General features: G+C 41.3%; 23 protein-coding genes. 8 read left to right on the top strand and 15 right to left on the bottom strand.

The features are described 5' to 3' along the window. Positions 1-10 precede the first annotated feature (10 nt). On the top strand, positions 11-178 hold the full coding sequence (locus BMZ58_RS21020) for a hypothetical protein (RefSeq protein WP_167360039.1): 168 nt from the start codon (positions 11-13) through the stop codon (positions 176-178). Positions 179-272: 94 nt separating this feature from the next. On the opposite strand, the gene hemY is transcribed toward BMZ58_RS21020, so the two are convergent. The 4 genes from hemY to BMZ58_RS06645 form a co-directional block, all read right to left on the bottom strand. Next, the gene (hemY, locus tag BMZ58_RS06660; RefSeq protein ID WP_075035775.1) at positions 273-1,676 is read right to left on the bottom strand and encodes a protoporphyrinogen oxidase; all 1,404 of its coding nucleotides are present in this window, start codon (positions 1,674-1,676) and stop codon (positions 273-275) included. 7 nt (positions 1,677-1,683) lie between these two features. After that, a complete protein-coding gene (gene hemH, locus BMZ58_RS06655) occupies positions 1,684-2,613 on the bottom strand; it encodes a ferrochelatase (RefSeq protein WP_075035774.1) in 930 nt (309 codons plus the stop codon). A 13-nt stretch (positions 2,614-2,626) separates the two neighbouring features. Next, entirely contained in the window at positions 2,627-3,664 is a 1,038-nt protein-coding gene (gene hemE, locus BMZ58_RS06650) for a uroporphyrinogen decarboxylase (protein ID WP_075035773.1), read from the bottom strand. A gap of 107 nt (positions 3,665-3,771) precedes the next feature. Beyond that, positions 3,772-5,904 carry a transglycosylase domain-containing protein gene (locus tag BMZ58_RS06645; RefSeq protein WP_075035997.1) on the bottom strand — a complete coding sequence of 711 codons (2,133 nt, stop codon included), beginning with the start codon at positions 5,902-5,904 and terminating at the stop codon, positions 3,772-3,774. Positions 5,905-6,016: 112 nt separating this feature from the next. Between BMZ58_RS06645 and BMZ58_RS06640 the strand changes: the two genes are divergently transcribed. Further along, positions 6,017-6,523 carry an antibiotic biosynthesis monooxygenase family protein gene (locus BMZ58_RS06640; protein WP_075035772.1) on the top strand — a complete coding sequence of 169 codons (507 nt, stop codon included), beginning with the start codon at positions 6,017-6,019 and terminating at the stop codon, positions 6,521-6,523. A 35-nt stretch (positions 6,524-6,558) separates the two neighbouring features. On the opposite strand, the gene BMZ58_RS06635 is transcribed toward BMZ58_RS06640, so the two are convergent. From BMZ58_RS06635 to liaF, 5 genes are all read right to left on the bottom strand, one after another. Next, positions 6,559-7,056, bottom strand: coding sequence for a thioredoxin family protein (locus tag BMZ58_RS06635; protein WP_075035771.1), 498 nt, complete (start codon positions 7,054-7,056; stop codon positions 6,559-6,561). Then, positions 7,053-7,478 (bottom strand): disulfide oxidoreductase, encoded by a 426-nt coding sequence (locus tag BMZ58_RS06630; RefSeq protein WP_075035770.1) that lies wholly within the window; start codon positions 7,476-7,478, stop codon positions 7,053-7,055. Before BMZ58_RS06630 ends, BMZ58_RS06635 begins: the two co-directional genes overlap by 4 nt. Positions 7,479-7,744: 266 nt before the next feature. Then, a complete protein-coding gene (locus BMZ58_RS06625; protein WP_075035769.1) occupies positions 7,745-8,377 on the bottom strand; it encodes a response regulator in 633 nt (210 codons plus the stop codon). Then, positions 8,374-9,438, bottom strand: a complete 1,065-nt coding sequence (locus tag BMZ58_RS06620) for a sensor histidine kinase (RefSeq protein ID WP_075035768.1) — start codon at positions 9,436-9,438, stop codon at positions 8,374-8,376. The genes BMZ58_RS06625 and BMZ58_RS06620 overlap by 4 nt, the downstream gene beginning before the upstream one ends. A gap of 13 nt (positions 9,439-9,451) precedes the next feature. Continuing rightward, positions 9,452-10,249, bottom strand: a complete 798-nt coding sequence (liaF, locus tag BMZ58_RS06615) for a cell wall-active antibiotics response protein LiaF (RefSeq protein WP_167360038.1) — start codon at positions 10,247-10,249, stop codon at positions 9,452-9,454. Positions 10,250-10,434: 185 nt separating this feature from the next. On the opposite strand from liaF, the gene BMZ58_RS06610 reads away from it, so the two are divergent. Together BMZ58_RS06610 and BMZ58_RS06605 are read left to right on the top strand one after the other, a co-directional pair. Beyond that, positions 10,435-10,872: a ferritin-like domain-containing protein gene (locus tag BMZ58_RS06610; RefSeq protein WP_075035767.1), complete on the top strand. Its 438-nt coding sequence runs from the start codon at positions 10,435-10,437 to the stop codon at positions 10,870-10,872. 178 nt (positions 10,873-11,050) lie between these two features. Continuing rightward, positions 11,051-12,229, top strand: coding sequence for a M20 metallopeptidase family protein (locus BMZ58_RS06605; protein WP_075035766.1), 1,179 nt, complete (start codon positions 11,051-11,053; stop codon positions 12,227-12,229). On the opposite strand, the gene BMZ58_RS06600 is transcribed toward BMZ58_RS06605, so the two are convergent. The 3 genes from BMZ58_RS06600 to BMZ58_RS06590 form a co-directional block, all read right to left on the bottom strand. Beyond that, positions 12,226-12,927 (bottom strand): EcsC family protein, encoded by a 702-nt coding sequence (locus BMZ58_RS06600; RefSeq protein WP_075035765.1) that lies wholly within the window; start codon positions 12,925-12,927, stop codon positions 12,226-12,228. The two genes, BMZ58_RS06605 and BMZ58_RS06600, sit on opposite strands and share 4 nt — an antisense overlap. Before the next feature lie 347 nt (positions 12,928-13,274). Continuing rightward, on the bottom strand, positions 13,275-14,489 hold the full coding sequence (locus BMZ58_RS06595; protein ID WP_075035764.1) for an ABC transporter permease: 1,215 nt from the start codon (positions 14,487-14,489) through the stop codon (positions 13,275-13,277). Beyond that, positions 14,482-15,225 (bottom strand): ABC transporter ATP-binding protein, encoded by a 744-nt coding sequence (locus tag BMZ58_RS06590; protein ID WP_075035763.1) that lies wholly within the window; start codon positions 15,223-15,225, stop codon positions 14,482-14,484. The genes BMZ58_RS06595 and BMZ58_RS06590 overlap by 8 nt, the downstream gene beginning before the upstream one ends. Before the next feature lie 104 nt (positions 15,226-15,329). Between BMZ58_RS06590 and BMZ58_RS06585 the strand changes: the two genes are divergently transcribed. From BMZ58_RS06585 to BMZ58_RS06575, 3 genes are all read left to right on the top strand, one after another. Beyond that, positions 15,330-15,797, top strand: a complete 468-nt coding sequence (locus BMZ58_RS06585) for an HIT family protein (RefSeq protein ID WP_341864768.1) — start codon at positions 15,330-15,332, stop codon at positions 15,795-15,797. Between the two features lie 121 nt (positions 15,798-15,918). Beyond that, entirely contained in the window at positions 15,919-16,455 is a 537-nt protein-coding gene (locus tag BMZ58_RS06580) for a tryptophan transporter (RefSeq protein ID WP_075035761.1), read from the top strand. Between the two features lie 169 nt (positions 16,456-16,624). Further along, a complete protein-coding gene (locus BMZ58_RS06575) occupies positions 16,625-17,032 on the top strand; it encodes a YtxH domain-containing protein (RefSeq protein WP_075035760.1) in 408 nt (135 codons plus the stop codon). Between the two features lie 220 nt (positions 17,033-17,252). On the opposite strand, the gene BMZ58_RS06570 is transcribed toward BMZ58_RS06575, so the two are convergent. The 3 genes from BMZ58_RS06570 to BMZ58_RS06560 all read right to left on the bottom strand — a co-directional run bounded on the left by BMZ58_RS06570 (position 17,253) and on the right by BMZ58_RS06560 (position 20,297). Next, positions 17,253-18,194 (bottom strand): glycine betaine ABC transporter substrate-binding protein, encoded by a 942-nt coding sequence (locus BMZ58_RS06570; RefSeq protein WP_075035759.1) that lies wholly within the window; start codon positions 18,192-18,194, stop codon positions 17,253-17,255. Positions 18,195-18,262: 68 nt separating this feature from the next. Beyond that, complete coding sequence (locus BMZ58_RS06565; protein WP_075035758.1) at positions 18,263-19,111, bottom strand: ABC transporter permease; 849 nt, start codon at positions 19,109-19,111, stop codon at positions 18,263-18,265. Continuing rightward, positions 19,095-20,297: a quaternary amine ABC transporter ATP-binding protein gene (locus BMZ58_RS06560; RefSeq protein WP_075035995.1), complete on the bottom strand. Its 1,203-nt coding sequence runs from the start codon at positions 20,295-20,297 to the stop codon at positions 19,095-19,097. Before BMZ58_RS06560 ends, BMZ58_RS06565 begins: the two co-directional genes overlap by 17 nt. 285 nt (positions 20,298-20,582) lie before the next feature. Here BMZ58_RS06560 and BMZ58_RS06555 point away from each other — a divergent pair, with 285 nt between their 5' ends. Then, a complete protein-coding gene (locus BMZ58_RS06555) occupies positions 20,583-21,092 on the top strand; it encodes a GbsR/MarR family transcriptional regulator (RefSeq protein WP_075035757.1) in 510 nt (169 codons plus the stop codon). Positions 21,093-21,182: the final 90 nt, after the last annotated feature.

Raw genomic sequence — 21,182 nt, 5'->3', positions numbered from 1 at the left:
TTTTACAGTGGTGGAACGCCAAGTCAGTATTACAGATACTGGTCTATCAATGGGGCTTACCTATGCAGACTTCCGCCCAGTTCCTCAATATATTAAAGGTTATCCAATGCATAAAATCATCATCGATTTTAATAGAGATGCATTCATTAAAGATTTTATCCAAGTCATGACTAAATGAGTTAAACCAGTAGTGAACAAGCTTTGCCTTTATTGTAAATATAGAAGGAACAAATAAAAGGAAGCACCCCTTCATTTCGAGTGCTCCCTCTTTATCAGCTAAGATATTCGATTACCTTTCGTACAGCTGCTTCTCCCTGATCGATACAATCAGGCAACCCGATCCCTCTAAAGGAGCCTCCTGCGGGATAAACACCTGGCAATTCAGCTTCCATCCTATTTGTAATCTCACTCAATTGTTCTTTATGTCCAACTTTATATTGTGGCATCGCATCATACCAGCGGGTCACAACTGCAAAATCAGGTTTTGCTGTAATGTTCATCGTTTTGTTTAAATCGTTCAAAACAATCTCTTGAATTTCTTCATCGGTTTTTCCCACTACTTCCTGATCGGAAGGCTTACCGACATAGCAACGAAGCAACACTTTTCCTTGTGGGGTGGAATGAGGCCACTTTTTATGTGTCCATGTACAAGCCGTAATACGAAAATCGCTGTTGCGAGAAACAACAAAGCCAGTGCCATCAATATCCTGTTTAATAGCAGAAGCATCAAACGCCATCGCGACGTTAGCGACAGAAGTAGCATTTGTCTCCTTGAACGGATCAAGGAAGTCGTATTGAGAAAGCATCCGTTGTACAGCAAAATGAGGCGTGGCTAATATGATCGCATCTGCTTCTTTGACCGTGCCGTCACTCAATAATAAGTGATAAGCATCATCTTTTTTCTCAATATGATCCACCTGAATACCTGTATGGACAGAACCAGGCTCCAGCTTGTCTTCAATCGCTTCAACTAGAGAACCAAGACCATTCCGCAATGTCCGGAACATGCTCGGTTTCTTGTCCCCTTTTTTTGTTTTTTTCATAGGATAGGTCTTCCGTAACCCCTTGATCAGACTGCCATACTCCTGTTCAAGATCGTAAAAATTCGGAAATGTTGACTGTAGGCTTAACCGGTCGATATCTCCAGCATAAATACCCGACAACAGAGGTTCAATCAAGTTCTCGACTACTTGATTGCCAAGACGCCTCCGGAAGAACAATCCTAAGGACTGATCGCCTTCTACTGTTTTTTTTGATTTTACTAGATCCAGAGCGGCCCTTGCTTTTCCCGCAGGAGTGAACAATCCTGAAAAAAGAAAAGGACGAATCCTAGTCGGAATCCCCATAAAAGAACCACTCGGCATCTTATGCAGTTTTCCCTTAACTAAAATATAAGACTGCCCGGTCCCATTTGGGACAAGCTCTTCACTGAGACCTACTTCTCCCGCTAAACGTCCGGCACTTTCCTTACGTGCGAGAAAAGAATCAGGCCCTCGTTCAATTGTGAATCCGTCCCTTTGAATCGTGCTGATCTTCCCACCTAAACGTTCACTGGACTCCAGCAATTGAACATGGATGTCCAAATCTTTTTCGCGTGCTTCCTTTTGCAGGTAATAAGCTGATGTCAATCCTGTTATGCCTCCACCTACTACAATGACTTTTTTCTTCTCTGTCATAGTACATCTACTCTTTCACTTTATCCATGACGACATCAGCGAGTGTATGGATGAATTTCGGATGGGTGTTCGGCATTTCTGGACGGTAGTAGTTTGCTCCTACTTCGTCGCATACAACTTTACATTCATAGTCGTTATCGTAAAGAACTTCGAGGTGATCAGATACGAACCCTACAGGCGCATAAACAAAGCTACGGTATCCCTTCTCATTGTAAAGATCGCTCGTTAAATCCTGGACATCTGGACCAATCCAAGGATCCGGCGTATTGCCTTCACTTTGCCACCCGATTTCATATTGTGTGATCCCTGTAGCGTCAGAAATAAGTTCAGCCGTTTTCTTCAACTGATCCGAATAAGGGTCTCCACCTTCTAAAATTTTCATTGGAAGACTGTGGGCAGAAACAATGAGACAAGCTTTTTCTTTTTCTTCTTCATCCATTTTGTTATATTCCGCTTCAATGACGTCTTTCCAATAATCAATAAATCCTGGGGCATCATACCAGCTTTCAACCGAACTTATGGATATCCCATGTTTATCTGCTTCTTCTTTCGCCCGTCCATTATACGATTTCACACTATAAGTGGAATAATGAGGAGCAAGGACGATAGAAACAGCTTCCTCCATACCGTCTTCTGCCATCTGAGCAACTGCATCTTCTACAAATGGCTCAATATGTTTTAGCCCAAGGTAAACTTTGAATTCTATCTCCTCTTGTTTTTCATTCAATGCATCCTTCAATGCTTCTGCTTGATCCTTTGTGATGGTAGCCAGAGGAGAAATACCCCCGATTGCATCGTAACGATCCCGTAAATCCTGAAGCATCTCATCTGATGGCTTGCGACCTCTGCGAATATGGGTATAGTACCTTTCAAGGTCCTCTTCTTTATATGGTGTACCATAGGCCATTACTAATAGGCCCATTTGCTTTTTCGCCATGTTCATTCACCTCTTAGCCCTTTTTTGAATAATCATGAATTAGATTGGTCAGGCGTTTTAATGTCTCTGGTTTAATATCAGGAGTCACTCCGTGTCCAAGGTTAAAAATGTGGGCAGGATGTTCTCGGCCTTCATCAATAATCCGTTTCGCCCGTTCTTCAATGACCTCCCAGTCAGAAAGTAATGTAGAAGGATCGAGGTTGCCCTGGAGCGGCTTCGTAATCCCTTCATTTCTTGCTTCTGTAATCGACATACGCCAATCCAGACCAATGACATCGACAGGCAGGTCATCCCATTCATGAATTAAGTGTCTTGCACCAACACCGAAAGTAATGAGAGGGACCCCTTCTTCTTTCAGCTCGGAAAAAATCCGTTGCATAACCGGTTTAATAAACAAACGGTAATCTTCGACATTCAAGGAGCCGACCCAGGAGTCGAAAATTTGGATAGCACTTGCACCTGCCGCAACTTGTGCTTTCACATAAGTGATCACCATATCTGCCAATTTATCCATGAGAGCGAACCATGTCATCGGCTCACTGTACATTAATGACTTTGTCTTATTGTAATTCTTAGAAGGTCCACCTTCAATCATATAGCTCGCAAGGGTGAATGGTGCCCCACTGAAACCGATCAATGGTACCGTCAATTGTTCTTTCGATAGCAAACGGATGGTATCGAGAACGTAAGGGACATCTTCCTCAGGATCAATCGTCCCTAACTTTTCGATGTCTGCTTTCGTACGAGTTGGATTATGGATGACAGGACCGATCCCTTTTTGAATTTCAACGTCCACACCGATCGCCGGCAATGGAGACATAATATCTTTGTAAAGGATGGCTGCATCTACTCCGTATTGTTCTACTGGTAGACGAGTAACATAGGCACACAATTCAGGTTCATGGGTAATTTCAAATAACGAATACTTCTCTTTCAGCTTGCGATATTCAGGCTGAGATCGCCCCGCTTGCCGCATGAACCAAACTGGCGTATGATCTGTCTTCTCTCCCCGAAAGGCTTTCAGTATCGTATCATTTTCAATTTTGTTCATAATAAAGACTCCTTTTCACGTTCTTCACTTATCCGCTTACAACTATAACGATTTAATATTCTCCTGTATAGAAAAATGAATCATTTGTCACGATTTTGTGCGTTTTTTCACAGCTCCCAATTTAAGGTGACGGAATTGGACGGCCGGCCTTCTTTTCCGGTTAACGGGTCTATAGGAACAACGTAATAACTTGTCTGATCAAAAATACCAAACGCACTCACTTTGAATTCCCCTTTCCCGGTCACTTCTCCGACTTTAACATCCTCTCCCTCTTCTTCCCTAAAAATACGGTAGACGACACGGTCATCCCCGGGGGTAGACCATCGGAGTGTTCCACGCAACAAAGCTAATCCTGTCAAGTTAAGGCTCCCCCTCGCATCCGTAATCACTGGAAGCTCGATCGGAGCAGGTAAACTTTCGACTCCTTCAGGTTTTTCGAAAGAGGATGCAAGATTTTTTTGTTGGTCAATAGTTGTTAAAATTTCTTTCATTAAACGTGTCGGGTAAACACTACTGCCAGCAATTTCACCAGATTGATCATACCCCATCCATAACACACCGGCATATTCAGGGGTATATCCCGCAAACCATACATGTTCATCCTGATGTGTTCCTGTTTTACCTGCTAAAGCTTTATTATAACTGCCAGCACTTGCCGTGCCTTCCGTGACAGTCGTCTGTAATATTTCAGTCAAATACCACGAGGTTTGTGTATCGAACACTTCTACTGTTTCTGGAGAATGTTCATGAATGACATCATCCTTACGATCCAGGATTTTGCGGATGGTATAACTGTTTTTCCTTGTACCTCCTTGAGGTAAAGAACCATAAGCTTCGGTAAGTTGTAAAGGAGTGTATCCATCAGAAAGACCTCCAAGAGCAATAGCTAAACCGTTATCTTTCGTCGGTAACCCAGCCTTTTCCAAGTATCCCTTGGCATAAGAGATGCCGATATGATCAAGGAGCCATACAGCAGAAACATTTTTAGATTCCATCAAAGCTTGGTATAAAGAGACCTCTCCATCATAATGGTCATCATGATTTCTAGGAGAATAACCCTCTTCACCAAATGCCTGTCTCTCATCAGATAGTAATGTAAAAGGGTCATAGCTTCCCGTCATCATTGCAGGGCCGTAGACGGCAAATGGTTTGGTGATCGATGCAGGAGCTTGTCTCGAGTTCACTCTATTGATGTCACCGTGTTGAAAATTACGCCCACCTATGACAGCTACCAGAGCCCCTGTATGATGATCCATCAAGGTAAATGCACCTTCTACTGGACCGGAAGCGCCAGGAACGAATTCCCCGTTTTTCATTTTTTCTGCAGCAATACGCTGAATATCAGGATCCATTTCTACAATTATCCGATATCCTCCCCGCTTTAATTCATCTCGAGAAATATGATATTTCTGGGCCGCTTCATCAATGACGAGATCGACATAGCTATTCGACCACGTTTCACTAGAACCTTCTGAACGCTCGACTGCAAGTGTCGATCCTTGCATCTGTTTCATAACCCCTGCTTCAATGCTGCCAGTATCATACATACGTGATAACACTACATTTCTACGTTGCTTGGCTTTCTCCGGGTGATCGAAAGGCGAGTAGCTATTCGGAGCTTTCGGTAACCCTGCGAGTAATGCTCCCTGGGCGATGGTGAGTTCTGAGGTTGAGGTCTGAAAATAATGCTGGGAAGCTGCTTCAATACCATAAGTCCCTTCCCCGAAATATATTCGATTTAAATATAACTCCAGTATTTCGTCCTTTGTATAATTCCTCTCTAAATAAAGAGCAGCCATAACTTCTTTCGTTTTCCTCATCCATGTTTTATCATTTGTAAGAAACATGTTTTTGGCAAGTTGCTGAGTAATTGTACTAGCACCTTCCACCTTCTTCATGGCAATGATATCTTTATAGATCGCTCGAAGAATCCCTTTGAGGTCCACTCCAGAATGCTCACGAAAACGACTGTCCTCAATACTTATAAAAGCTTCCTGAACATGAATGGGAATTTCGTCAATGGATATTATTTCCCTATTCTTCGTGTAAATTCTTTCAATAATTGTTCCATCTTCCGTCTCGACTGTCGTCATTTCATCGAGTATCAATTCCTCTTCACTGACGACAAACCGACCGCCAAACAAGATTACTATAAAGGCTATGATAGCAAATAAAATAACACTTGCCATGATCAGGCCTGGCCATTTAAGACGTTTTGTCCACGGCGGTAATCGCTTCATGTGTTCTTTGATGTTCAAATGACGTGCATCCTTTCTATATATACCTTCAAACTTGCCACCATTGAATTTATCTTGATAAACTGAATATAACGTAGGAAAGGAGATATCCGCTATGAAAGTATCGATGACCAATGGTACATTGAATTACTTATCCAAACTGAAGCAGCAGCACCCTGAAGCTACCCTGTACTTCATGCAAGACCAAGACAAGACCGTTGCCTACACAGAAGGAGACAACACCTCTATTTTTGAAGAAGGCCGTGAGTATGAAACGGTTGATCATGTGGGGACGATGAAAAGCACAGGCTATGTCGTAATGAACAACATCCCGGTCAGTGACGAGGGTCGCCCCGTTTTTGAGGACCGCTTCAAAAAAAGAGCGGGGAATGTAGAAGGCCGTGAAGGGTTCCAGGCTATCCGTATTCTCAGACCGTTGAGAGGCAATACATATGTAGTCCTTACTCAATGGCGCACGGCACAGGACTTTGAAGATTGGAAGAATTCCAAGTCTTTTGAGGATGCCCATAAAAAATCCGGGCCTGAGCATCAGAAGAAGCCATCTTTTATTGATGGTGATGCCTACATTACTAAATACCAAATGATTCAATTAGATGACTAGCATAGCAAAAGTGAGCGGATTCCCCGCTCACTTTTTTATTCCTCTTCTTGGTCAGGTGCCTCGTCCATCACTTCTTGCACAAAGAAATCATCTAAAGCCCGAACAGATTGTTCCCCAGACAATCGTGCCTGCTCTTCTCCATTTTCAAAATGGATCAAAGTTGGAGTTCCTTGCACATCATACTTGCTCATTTGACCTTCAAACTCCAATACATTCATCTTTTTAACATCAATGTCATACTCGTTGACAATAGGCATCATACGAGGTGTCGTACGCTGGCAATGCACACATTTCGGATCGTAAAAATATACCGTCGTAGGCTCGCCAGACTCTACTTGTTCTTCCAATTCATCTGGAAGAATCTGATTTTGATAATTAGGATCATCCAACTGATCGATCGTTTCCTGTTCAAGATCATTCTTCTCATAAGGGTTGTCCGCTGTCTTTTGTGTGTTTTGGTAATTCACAACATAGATAAGCACAACAACAAGCACAACGAGGGCACTAGCAAATATGATCATACCTTTTTTCATATGCCTTTACTTCCTTTCTTTCCAATCAACATTACGTGAATGATAAAAATGATAATGAAAGCTGTTCCTGCTAGAAATGGAATCGTTACAAACCCGAATATATTGATATACTGAGCATTACAAGGAACCAGCCCACACGTATCTCCTGTTGATAACGCTGGTATCTTTTGTAACGAATAATGGTAAATAGAAATCAACATACCAATCCCGCTCATAATCAATCCAGGAATTGCCATGTCCATTTTCTTTTTCCATAAAGCTGCACCATAAATAATCACTAACGGGTACATGAGTATTCTTTGATACCAGCACAGCTCGCATGGTTCATAGCCGAGAACTTCAGAGAAAAACAAGCTACCAACCGTTGCAACAAGGGATGTCGCCCATAACAAAAATAGCCATGTTTCAAAGTTTTTCTTCATTTATTTTTTCCTTTCTACCTCTCTCTCATGCCATTATACTAGGTATGCTTTCGAAAACAAAGTAGTTTAAAAGTATTAAATCGACACTCTTCTTTCACTTAAGCCACCTCTATCTAATAGCATCGAGACTGCTATTTGGAAGAGAATGGATTCTGGATAACCACTCGCTTTTCCTCCCCCAAGAACCACTACCAATATATATGACTCTAATCTTCTAGTATATTGCTACGAACCTAAAGAAAACCGCCTTGGGGAGGCGGTTTTCTTTAGGTTTTTTCCTTCAGCAAGCCGTTACGATGTGCATAAACCGCTGCTTGGGTTCGATCCTGGACACCGAGCTTACTTAAAACATTACTGACATGTGTCTTAACTGTCTTAACCCCAATGTAAAGAGAATCACTGATTTCCTGGTTCGTCATCCCTTCTCCTACACATTTCAAAACCTCGAGCTCCCGCCTGGTTAAATCCTCATGAGGTTTCTTTTCCTGACGAAACCTAGTCATCATTTTTGTAGCGACTTTTGGTTCAATGACGTTCTCCCCTTTAGCTGCTTTTCGTATAGCATCAGCGATTTCGTCTGCAGAAGAAGTTTTCAACATATAACTGAACGCCCCTGCTTCGAGGGCTGGGAACACTTTTTCATCATCATAGAAACTTGTTAGAATGATAATCTTACATTGTTCTGTTTTCATTATTATTTCTGTCGCTTCGATTCCTGTTCCATTCTCCATGATCAAATCCATTAGAACCACATCTGGTTTTTTCTTCTTCACCAGTTCTGCACCTTCGAACCCACTGGATGCTTCTCCTACAATGTCAAGGTCCTCTTCCGTACTTAAATAGGCAATGACTCCTTTACGCACGACATCATGATCATCAATCACCACTACACGTATCATCCCTCTGCCTCCTTTTCCCCTACATTTATCGGGATACACAAATCAATATGTGTCCCTTCCCCTTTTCTAGAGCGTAAGGAATAAGTTCCACCAATTTCCTCGCATCGTTCTCGCATCGTTTTAAGCCCGTATGATGCTTTGTTGGTCTTTTTTTCTTCTGTATCAAAACCTATCCCATTATCGGCAATATGTAAAAAAATCTCTTCACCGTCATGGGTGATTTCCACCTTCACCTCTGATGCATTTGCGTGTCTAAGTATATTAGAAAAAGCTTCCTGCACAACCCGAAACAATTGCTCTTCTACAGTTGTCGGCAGTTGCTCCACCTCATCCACTTGAAGATCAAAATCGATCATACACTTCTGTTTTAATTCTTCAATCAAAGAAGCAATTCCTTCTGTCAATGGTTCTCCTGATAGATGTACAGGTCGTAAGTGAAGCAATAAAGCCCTCATCTCTGTTTGGGCTTGTAAAGCCATCTGTGTGATTTCTTCCAATTGCTCCCGTGCCTTATCTGGATCACGATCAAATATCTTCATCGCAGCTTGGGCCATCATCGTCAAAGCAAATAGCTGCTGACTGACAGCATCATGCAAATCCCGTGCTAACCTTTGTCTCTCCTCAATTGTCGCTGCTTTATGAGCAGATCTAGCCAATTCACTTTTTTCATCCGCCAACTTCATTAATGACTCTTTTTGTTGCTCCAATTTTTCACCAAGGACATTCAATTCATCCCCTACCGCAGCTATTTCATCACTTTCGTGGAAATAAATTCTAGAGCTGAGTTTCCCTCTGGATAGTTGGGTGATCATTGTCGAAATATAATCCAGGCGCTGCTTCAAATCACCACTAGACCGAAAGCCCGCATAAAGTGCCATAAAAAAACCTACACCTAAGTAAAGAAAAGTAAATAATAATATCGCACCAGCGCTTAACCATTCTGGCTGAAACCATACGTAGATAGATAACAGGATACTTAGAAGAATAAAAGTATTCAAAACTAACCCATATAAATGGGAACGGATATACATGTACCGTATACTATTCAATTGTTTCCACATGTGCTTCCACCCCTCACACCTGCTCAACCCTGATAGATCCAACACCTAGATCAATATTGATCGTCAACCTTCTGGTAGCAGATGAATAATCTTCCGTTTCAAATTGAAAGCTCCTATTCATGCCATCTGCTTTATGACCCGCTACCCGAATATCCCCTGTCTTCACTTTGGCATCGACACGAAATGGGACGTGCTTCGGAACCAGCATTTTCACATCTCCTACCCATCCACGTACGATAATCGGTGTATCCAGATCGGGAATAAAAGCGCGTGTGAAATCGAATTTATAATCACCGACCCCATTCCAAAGATTCATAGGTTCTACTTTCCAATTCTCTTCATTAAAAGAGTGATCACCTATCATCATATGTTTCGATTTTGGTCGGTTAGAAGGACTGCTTTTCGAATCATTTTCAAATTTATATTTTGACCTGCTTTTTCTAAACAAAATACCGAAGCCAATATAAATGAATAGAAGCGGCCATAATTGCCAGACATCACTGAACGTAAAAGGGATAATCCCGAAACGATCTAGGATGAGCAAACCACTGAAGATAGTTAAAAATGACCCAGCAATCCAATTCCCCCCCCTTTCAACAAGTGCATTCAGCCATAATTTCAAACCAACAAACAATAAAAGGAATGGATATATATTGCCCCAGGACCAATCCATTTCCAGGGAAATAATGTTTAAATTCGACAAAAGTAAAATGCCCCCGATGATAACAAGTAGGGATGCCCATAATATATGAAAGAATTGTCTATGCATGACTACCACCCTTTTCTCCCTTTCAAAAGTTACATTCGACACAAGTCCCAAAATCCCTTTGTCGGTCATGTACACCTTTATTTTACTGGATCCATCCCCCCATTGGAACAAACCCTGGTTGGTAGTTGACTCAGCCTCTGGACGGAGAGTAGATGTTTAAAGGAGGGAACTAAGGGAATATTCAATAATGAGACTAAGATAAATGTATTAAGAAAGGATGTTGTTGTATGGATGAAAAATTGAAGGCACTAATTGATGGTCTTAATGAGGATTTAGCAAATGAATATGCAGCTTCAATTATGTATACTTACAATGCAGCTGTCGTGACTGGCTTATACCGTTCTGTATTGAAGCCGTTTTTTGAAAGTGAAGTAGCAGACGAGCAAGGACACGCTTTGTATTTAGCAGAGAAAATCAGCACACTTGGTGGCACACCGACGACAACACCTGCTGAAGTCAAGCAACTGAAAGAAGTTAGACCTATGCTTGAAGAAGCTCATGAAGCAGAGCGTCAAACAATAAAACGCTATGAAGAACGTAAGTCGCAGGCTGAAGAACTTGGTTTAACAGAGTTATCTGTTAAACTCGATGATATGATTGCGGATGAAACAGGTCATATGGAGGAAATCGGTCGTTTACTACAAGATTCACGGTTACAAAACTAAAAATAGCATGGATCCCCTGACTTACTCAGGGGATTTTTTTCTGACTTTACATTCGACCATAAAACCAATTTTCATCTTTCCACATATATCTACCATTTCCCCGCAAAACTGTTCATTTGAGAATATTCAGAATATGTATTACACTTTACCCATATAAAGCTTGAGGAGGATGAAGCAAATGTGGTCACACATATACCAAGCCATAGATGAACAATACGAAAAAATGGTGGAGACTCGCCGATATTTACATCAATATCCTGAAGTTTCTTTTCATGAAGAAGAAACAGCACGCTATATTGCAGATACATATGAACGTTTAGGGATCCCTTTTGAAAAACATGTAGGAGGGAATGGCGTTATCGCTACTCTTAAAGGAGGAAAACCAGGGAAGACAGTCGCTTTAAGAGCAGATTTTGATGCTCTCCCCATCCAAGAAGAAAATGATGCTCCCTACCGCTCTAAAAATGATGGCGCCATGCATGCCTGTGGTCACGATGGGCATACTGCTTCCCTTCTAGGGCTGGCAGAAGCCCTCGTCCCTTATCAGGAAGAGCTACCTGGCACTTTGGTTTTCTTACATCAACATGCGGAAGAATATGCTCCCGGAGGTGCTAAGCCGATCGTTGAATCAGGTGCTTTGGAAGAAGTAGATGCTGTCTTTGGAACACACCTATGGGTAAACACCCCGACAGGAGTCATACAAACAGCTAGAGGACCTTTCATGGCAGGAGCGGACCGTTTTGAAATCAAAATTCAAGGCAAAGGGGGGCACGGCGCACAGCCCCATCAGACAAAAGATGCCATAGTCATCGCTTCCCAGTTAGTCACCTCTTTACAGCAAGTTGTCAGCCGTCGGGTGGATCCTTTGAAAACAGCTGTTCTTACTGTCGGAACATTTGAAGCCGGTCAAACTTTCAACATTATTGCTGACTCTGCTAAATTGACTGGAACTGTCCGTACATTCGACCCTGACGTGCAAAACTTAATCATTCAAGAAATGGAAAAGATTATTAAAGGCACCTGTACAGGGTATGATGCGGAATATGAGTTCCTATATGAAAAAGGGTACCCACCAGTGGTCAATCATCCCGAAGAGGCGGACTTAGTATTACAAAACGCACCAAACGCTGATGCCAATCTAAAAACAGAAGAAATTGAACCAGTCATGGCAGGGGAAGATTTCGCCTACTATTTATTAGAAAAGCCAGGGGCATTTTATTTCACTGGCGCTCAAATCCCTGACCATTATTATCCGCACCATCATCCAAAATTCGATTTTGATGAAAAAGCATTACCTCATGCGGCTAAAACACTATTTCAAGCTTTTATTAGTTACCAGGATCGCTTAGAAAATTAAAGGAAACGGAGACGGCTGCACTGCATAGTCGTCTCTCCTAAATGTTCAAGCAACCTCCCATTTGCTACATAACCAACAATCGCTCCGAAACCAGGTAGTAGTTGAAATAACTTCACTAAATCGATTGTGTCTCTATACTCCATTTGCAATGTCTTCCAGTCTACATTTTTCTCTTCTACAGGTAGGGCGTCCCAGTTCAAGACTTTCCTTTTCACTTCTCCACGTGCCTCATCACCGGAAAAAGCGAGCATAAATACATGTAACAAATAAACACGCTCCTGATAAGAATGGACATTAAGGCCATAGATTTGTGCAGCATCAAACAAGAACTTCATCTTAATACTGAGTAACAAAGGGAAATCAGCCATCCCTAACCAAAAGCCACCAACCCCTGTTCCTGCTCCTTCGACAGACGCCGCCCTTTTATACTGTTTTATTACTTCTCTCACTTGCTCTTCTTTCTCTTGGAAAGTCCAATTAGGATCGACATCAACCGGGCGTATGTACTCAGAAGTAGTCAGTGAAAGTTCAATCATAGACCGGATTCCATCCGTTACAATGCTATGCATACGCTCAGGTATTTTCTCATTGATGGTTGTTTGTATCCGCTTAGAGCCCCTCTGAAAAATCGACGACCTTTTTTCCAGGGATTTACTCCAACGAATCGCCTCTTTTTTCGCGTTGTCTTCATAACTCACAACAATCCCTCCGATAAGATAGTGTCCTAATAATCTTTAGTAATGGTATAGAAAACCATCCACTTTACATATACAAAATCCCGGAATCCTGCTTTGATATTTTACAGAAGTTTCTACTCTTTTCCTCTATGAAGTAACTTCATCTATCTGTTCACTCAATATACAGTCAAGTAAAGGAGGATATCCTTTTACTTACCACCGAAACCTTAAGTTGGATTCCAGAGGAAATTATTCTCGAAAAGAGCTTGGCATAAGATCGTTGGTGCAGACGCTGGTGATGGAACGGTAATGAACGAGTATGCAGTCTATTTTTAAAAAAAGAAGACTGTATTCCAGTCTCCCCTTTTTCATGTTAATTTTTGTTTTACATAGCTATGAACGAATATATAACTGAATGCACTTCCACCAATCCATACGAGCACAAGCCCCATCAAGTTCCATTGAAACAGGAATAATAGCCCGAATAAAAATGCCTGAAACAACATGATTTGTTGTAACCATTGCAGCATCGCTTGTTCTTTCCACTTTTTGTTCACAGGGTAAAGATCAAGCCATGTAATCGTTCGGTGATGGTTCCATAAAGTCATCATTTGAAATGCGCTTAAATACAAGAATAAGATGGCAAAGGCAATCTTCACCCAAACATTAGGCACAAACCATATTGCTAATCCGCCGATGATGACTAACCTGGTATACATCCCGAGATAATCACTGCTTCTAATAAACGTAATCCTATACAAGTAAGTGAAAGTATTGTTCTGTTTGTACGTGATAGCCTGGGTAAATAAACGGACGAGAGTGTGTCTTTTTTTCACTGTATTCTTTAGGTGTGGCACATCTGTGAACATATTAGCAATCCGATAAAATGTTCGCATCCGCTGCTGATCTTTTTCGACAAGCAAATCCCATGCTAGTCCGGCTTTTTTTCTGGAAAGGGCATACGTATACAGGACCACCCCCGCAAGAAGAATCGTAGCAATACTTGCATAAATCCATTCACCTTGAGCAAGGAAAAAAAAGATTGTTACATTAATAAGCATTTTCACAAGTTGATCCATCAGTCGGGAGCGAGGATTTCTTTCTTTTAACATCCACCAATTGGACATCATGTTCCAGACTTTGATGACTAGGACAACTCCAATCATCATTAAATAATATTGCGTACCAAGTTCAGGATATGATGCAAAATATAGCGGACCTAAAGCTGCCGAAATCAAGAAAAGCACGTATAGTTGCACAATGAAACTGTAGTAGAGACAGCGCCGGAAATAGTCACCCAGCTGATATTCTGCAGGAAGTAAGAAAACTAAGTCGGGCTCCTGTAGTAGAGTTCGGACAGGGCTGTAACTGGCCATAAAACCAAAAGCGAAGGCGATCACCCAGGCTGTAGGGAAAGCCTCGGGCAAGTCTTGCAGCCACTGTTGGTAATAATAGGCGAGTGCAGAAATAAAAAATAACATCGCAACAGCAATGTGCCCATTAAAAATATATTTCAAATACCTGCTAGTTTCCTTCATATGCTCCGAAAAACGTTTAGTCCAGAACCCTTTGGCATCAATCATTTTGTTCTTCCTTCGTCAATTGGACATAAATGTCATCAAGTGAAGCTCCAGGTCTACCGAAAGAGTTCCTTAATTCGGAAAGAGTGCCGATCGCCCTGATCTTACCGTCATGAAGAATCACGAAACGATCACAATATTTCTCAGCTGTTGCAAGTATATGTGTGGACATTAATATACCTGCTCCCTTCTCTTTCATATCCTCCATCAACTGTAAATAGGATTGTATTCCCAATGGATCAAGCCCCACAAAGGGTTCATCCACAATATAAAGCTCCGGTTCAATAAGAAAAGCGCACATGATCATTACTTTTTGACGCATACCTTTGGAAAAATGCACAGGGAACCATTTTAATTTCTTTTCCATACGGAACTCTTTAAGAAGCGGGTCGAGCCTTTGCTTAAAAGCATCTTCTGGGACATTGTACGCCATCGCTGTCAGATGAAGATGTTCATATAAAGTAAGCTCGTCGTAAAGTATTGGCATTTCCGGAATATACCCCAATTGCTGTCGATATTCTTCCGGATTCTCTTCAAATAATGTACCATTAATTGCAACTTTCCCTTTTTTCGCCTGCATCATCCCAATGATGTGTTTGATTGTGGTACTTTTACCGGCGCCATTCAAACCAATCAACCCGACGATTTCATTCGGATTTACATCGAAGGAAATCCCGTGTAGGACATTTTTATGTGTATAACCTCCATGGAGGTCTTCAATATGTAATAACGATTGCATAATTATCCCTCTTTTCATTGATCATCCACTCTCCCAAATTTTATCATAATTTAAAGACGGATACACTTCTTACTGCCCTCTGTGTCGAGTTTTCCAATGACTTTATGATACAATGCAATCAATATAGAAAGGAGTGTTTGAATATGGCTGAGGAATGTATATTCTGTAAGATTATCGACGGGGAAATCCCCTCAGCGAAGGTCTACGAAGATGATGAGGTGTACGCTTTCTTAGACATTAGTCAAGTTACGAAAGGCCATACACTTGTCATTCCGAAAGAGCATTGCAAAGATATTTATTCTACGAATCCAGAAACGGCAGAGAAACTGTTTGCACGAGTTCCGAAGATTGCTAATGCACTTAAACAGACATACGCCCCCTCCGGATTGAATGTGTTGAATAACAATGAAGAACTAGCAGGACAATCAGTCTTCCATCTACATATTCACCTCATACCACGGTACGGAGAAGGAGATGGCTTTAGTGCAAAATGGGAAGTTCATTCCGATGACTATTCCCCGGAAGATTTACAGGCAATTGCCGGAGAGATCAACCAGAACATCCCAGAGTAAGTCCATTGATTTTCGATTAGTAATACTGCTATAATGCTAATATACATTCGCAATCGGTCACAAGGACACGGTTGGAATGTAAAACGGAGAATAGATTAGAATAGTTGAGGAGAGATGCAAAATGAATATTCGAGTTTTAGTCATGTTATCATTGTTAGTCGGGATTGGTGCTGTTCTTCATGCTGTCGCCCCGCCGTTTTTCTTCGGTATGCGACCGGACATGATGTTAGCTATGATGTTTCTGGGAATCTTATTATTTCCTAAGGCGTCCTATGTTCTACTACTCTCACTGGCAACAGGTTTCATTTCAGCATTGACCACCACCGTTCCTGGCGGGCAATTAGCCAACATCATAGACAAGCCATTAACAGCTTTCGCTTTCTTCGGGCTTGTACTTTTGACTAAGAAAATTTCACACCATAAAATCACTCAGCCAGCTTTAGCAGCTGTCGGTACGATGATCAGCGGCTCCATTTTCTTAAGTGTGGTGTTGTATATCATCGGTTTGATGGAAGCAAGCTTTGGTATAATGTTTGTAACGGTAGTTTTACCTGCTGCAGCATTCAACGTCCTTTTCGTGTCCATCATATATCCGATTGCACAGAAAATCATGAAGAGAACATCTCTTTCTAAAGCGGCTCAACAACCAGCATCTTGAAATGATGTGATAAAATGTACTTGAACAGACACCAAAGGCACTACAACTCGATGTAGTGCCTTTTTATACCTTTATTTAAAAAAATAATTTTTATGTTTTTAAGGTTTCATTCATACATATTAAGAGAAAATAGAAATTAGAGAGTGATTCGAAAGGAGACTGACTGAAAATGCCAAACGGAAAATCATTAGCATTAGGAATCTTAGTCGGAGGAGTTGTAGGTGCAGCTTATACGTTATTAAACACCCCTTCATCAGGGCGGGACTTCAGAGAAAATGCTAAGTTTAAAAGTGAAAATTTAAAAAATACTGTCCTGAGTTTAAAAGAGGACGGAATGCAACTGAAAGATCAAATTGCCCAAACATCAAAAGAAGGGGCAGAACTGATCAAAGAACTTTCAGAAGATGTAAAAACGTCGATTGAAAGTTGGAAGCGAACGGTAGAACCTCATCAAAAGAACATTCAAAAGTACTTGGAACAAATTGAAGAAAGTTTGAAAGAGTTAGAAGAAAAAGCTAAAGCTGATCAGCCCGATCATACAACACAACCTAGTCATGAAGTCATCAATCATCAGTAATTAAAATGCTTCTGCTCCCCCGCTTAGTGCGGGGGTTTTTTGCTCGTCCTATATTATTTATACGTCCCTCCCCCCTTCCTTATTCTCCAAAATGAGAGTAAAAGGATTCAATTCGTTCCACATGCTCTTCCACCTCAATATCTTGAATCAAGCCTTCAACAATCATTGCTTATAGCACAAAAAACGCGGGGAGGAAAAAGTCCTCGCCCGCTGGAAATCATTATTCCGCTGCTTCTAAATCTTCAATTGAGTCAACTTCCATGTATTCAGGAACAACCAGGCCGATTTTCGCGCCTTCAAGGTTTGCACCTAAATCTACTAGATTGTCCTTGTGTTGTTCATAAAGATCACCATGTGTACCTGGCAACCATGCTGCAACCATTCCAGTTACTTCTCCTGCAGCTACAGATTCCCACATTGGACCATTATCCAAAGGAGTGATCGTTACATCAAAACCTTGCTCTTTCATCACTTCAGCAATGACATTCGTAGAAGCAATTTCAGAATCCCAGTTTACATACACAAGCTCAACTTCTGTGCCGTCTACTTTTTCTGTACCTTCTGTCCAACTACCCACTTTGTCCTGATTTTCTTCAATCCAGTTTTGAGCCGCTTCTGCTACATCTGTACCATTGGATATTTCAAGCATTATAGATTCCATATCAGCAGCTTCCCAGCTAAATTGATCTAAGATTTTATATGCATTTGGTTTCTCTTCTTCAAGACCTTCACGGACCATTGTCTTGATTTGTTCTTCTCCACCAAAGACTTCTTTTGGATCTTCAAGGTATTTCAAATCATATTTGGCAAACTTCCAGTGTGGAGTCCAGCCAGTAACAACGATTGGTTCTTCATTTTCAATCGCTTCACCTAGAGCTGTTGCCATTGCACCAGAAGATGATGTGGAAACTTCCCATCCATTCAAGTTTTCGTATTCTTCTACAGCTGATTCTGCTGCTCCGACAACTCCAGCACCAGCTTCGATGCCAGTGATTTCATAACCCATTTCTTCTCCATAGTTCACCTCAGAAGCGGATTCTCCGCCATCACTGTCTCCATTGGTTTCAGAACCTTCTTCATCCGAAGATCCACATCCTGCAGCCACGAGTGTTAATGATAGTCCGGCAACCATGCCGAAACGTTTCCAATTCCAGTTAAACATTTAATCCTCTCCCCATTAAAATTGTTTTTATAATAGAAGGGCCAAAATTGACCCTTTATTATCGATGATTACTGTTCCCCACGTTGCGTGTTCAGATTTTGCGTAAAGCGATCAATAATAATCGCAAGAATAACAATTCCCAAGCCTGCTACGAATCCAGTACCTACTTCGGCACGCTGAAGACCCGTGATAACGGTCTGTCCGAGTCCTTTAGCCCCGATCATTGAAGCAATAACAACCATAGATAACGCAAGCATAACGGTTTGGTTTATCCCAGCCATGATCGTCTTCTTTGCCATCGGCAACTGAACTTTAAACAATTTCTGTGTCCCGGTAGTACCGAAAGAATCAGATGCTTCAATCAATTCATGGGACACTTGACGAATTCCAAGGTTAGTAAAACGAACCGTCGGAGGTGTAGCAAAAATGACGGATGCGAATACGCCGGGAACCATTCCAATACTGAAGAAAGCAACAGCAGGTATTAAATAAACAAACGCCGGCATGGTTTGCATGAAATCTAAAATAGGTGTAAGTATTTTTTCTACTACCTTACTTTTCGCCATCCAAATACCGAATGGAACGCCAATTATGACTGAAATCAAACTGGCAAAAATAACGAGTGTAAATGTGTTCATCAACTCTTCCCATAGCTCCTGGTTAGCGATAAACCAAAGTCCGATGACCGAGAAAGCTGTGAGGCCCAGTTTCTTCCCTGAGACGAAAAACGCGAGAACCCCTACTACAATGATGAACAACCAGATTGGAATTCCCATCAACCAATCTTCGGCAACAATTTCAATAAAGTCACCAAAGTCATTTTTTATAAAATCAAATAAGAATTCAAAAGTTTCCGTTGTCCAATCTGTTGCAGCATCAATCCAATCTGCTACGGGTAATTTAGGAATCAATTCCATTTAGGTTCACCTCACTTCCAGCTAGTGCCGCAATGACGGCTCCTCTTACAATAATGCCCTTCAATTTCCCATCTTCAACAACCGCCACCGGGACAGGTGCATCATGAATTAAATCAAATATTTCCTGCATAGGGGTTTGAGTATTGACTTTAGGGACATCGGTTTTTAAGATCTCTTTCAAGTCTTTCTTCTCTTGTTTTGCTGCATCTGATACATCTTCTGCCACCACATATCCATGCAAGTTCCTTTTCGTATCCGTAACATAGATGCTTGAAAGCCCTTCTTTTCGCATCCGTTCTAATGCAGCTCTTGGGCCGTGTTTTTCAATATTAACGGTTTCTGGCCGCTTCATAATATGTTCAGCGTTCAACACTTTGGAACGATCGACATCCTCGACGAATTTCTCCACATAATCATTTGCGGGGTTAACGAGGATTTCTTCTGGGGTACCGATCTGTACGATCCGACCATCCTTCATTAGTGCGATTCGATCACCGATTCTCAAGGCTTCATCAAGGTCATGCGTGATGAATAAGATTGTCTTTTTCATTGACTCTTGAAGTTCCAATAATTCATCCTGCATTTCTTTTCGGATAAGAGGGTCTAGTGCCGAGAATGCTTCGTCCATTAGCAGTACTTCAGGATCGTTAGCTAGGGCACGAGCTAATCCCACTCGTTGCTGCATACCTCCCGACAATTGACCTGGAAATTGGTGGATGTAACCTCCTAACCCGACCATTTCCAATGATTTCTTGGCTTTTTCTTGACGTTCGTTTTTATCAATTCCTTGAACTTCAAGTCCAAACTCTGCATTTTCCAGTACGGTACGGTGTGGGAAGAGACCGAAACGTTGGAACACCATGCTCAATTTTTCACGACGTACGTTACGCAAATTTTTACCGTCCATTTGTGCTAAATCTTCCCCATCGATATAAACACTACCTTCCGTAGGGTCAATCAATCGATTTATCAATCGGACGAGTGTGGATTTACCACTCCCTGATAAGCCCATAATGACAAATATTTCTCCTGCTTCAACATCAAAGGACGCACGGTTAACACCGACTGTGTTTCCGGTTTTTTCAAGAATTTCCTCTTTAGATAATCCCTCATCTAGATATTTCGTTGCCTTTTTGGCATTCTTTCCGAATATTTTAGACAAGTTCTCTACTTGTATGATCGGCACATCTGTCACCTCTTCTTTTCTCATTATTATGGTACGTTTTATTGTTTTTATTTCCGTACTCAATCAACTACCTCATATACTGTAACCTATTTGTAACAGAAAGTTCAAACGATAAATTCTTTCAAACAAGAACAAATATTACGTACAGTTCAAACTGTACAAAGAAAAGAGACTTGATCTCCCATTTTTCCTCTAAATAACTCCAATTTTCTATCCTTTTCGACATTTTAAAAAAATTACCAACTATAGTAATGTGTTCTTAGAAAACTTTTGAAGGAGGATCATATGGTAACAAATGACCCCCACATCCTTGAAACTATCCATACAAAAGTCACGCATGAATTTTCAAAGACTTTAGAAATGTTTGGTCTATCTCCACAAGATGCACGCCTGTTCGTTACACTCTATTTACATCAAACTCCCATGACATTAGATGAAATGAGCGAGGCACTAGGGAAAAGTAAAACAGCCATGAGCAATGGGGTAAGGGCACTATTGGACCAGGGTCTCGTAGAACGAGTATGGAAAAAAGGCTTCCGTAAAGACCTCTATCAGGCAAATGAAAATCTTTACAGGAACTTCATGTCCTCCTATATAAAGAAATGGCAGGAAGCAGCAATTGAGCAGAAGAATTCATTGAATGTTATGGAGGAGGAACTGAAAAGCCGGATTCAAGATTACTCTGACCAGGAAAAAATGCAACTTGCTGATGACTTATATCATCGGATCGAGGATATGATCAGTTTTCACGAATGGATTGCTCAAGCCTTCGATGGTATAGATCCTGAGCGTTGAGGAGTACACGAATGAACTATCCTTTCCATTTCACCATTAATGAAACCCCTTTCAAAACTTCCTATTAACAGAACCTGTATAAATGAGAAG

Origin of the sequence: Halobacillus dabanensis (assembly GCF_900114165.1) — a bacterium.
Taxonomy (GTDB): Bacteria; Bacillota; Bacilli; order Bacillales; family Halobacillaceae; genus Halobacillus; species Halobacillus dabanensis.
This window is presented reverse-complemented; position numbering and strand designations above follow the sequence as displayed.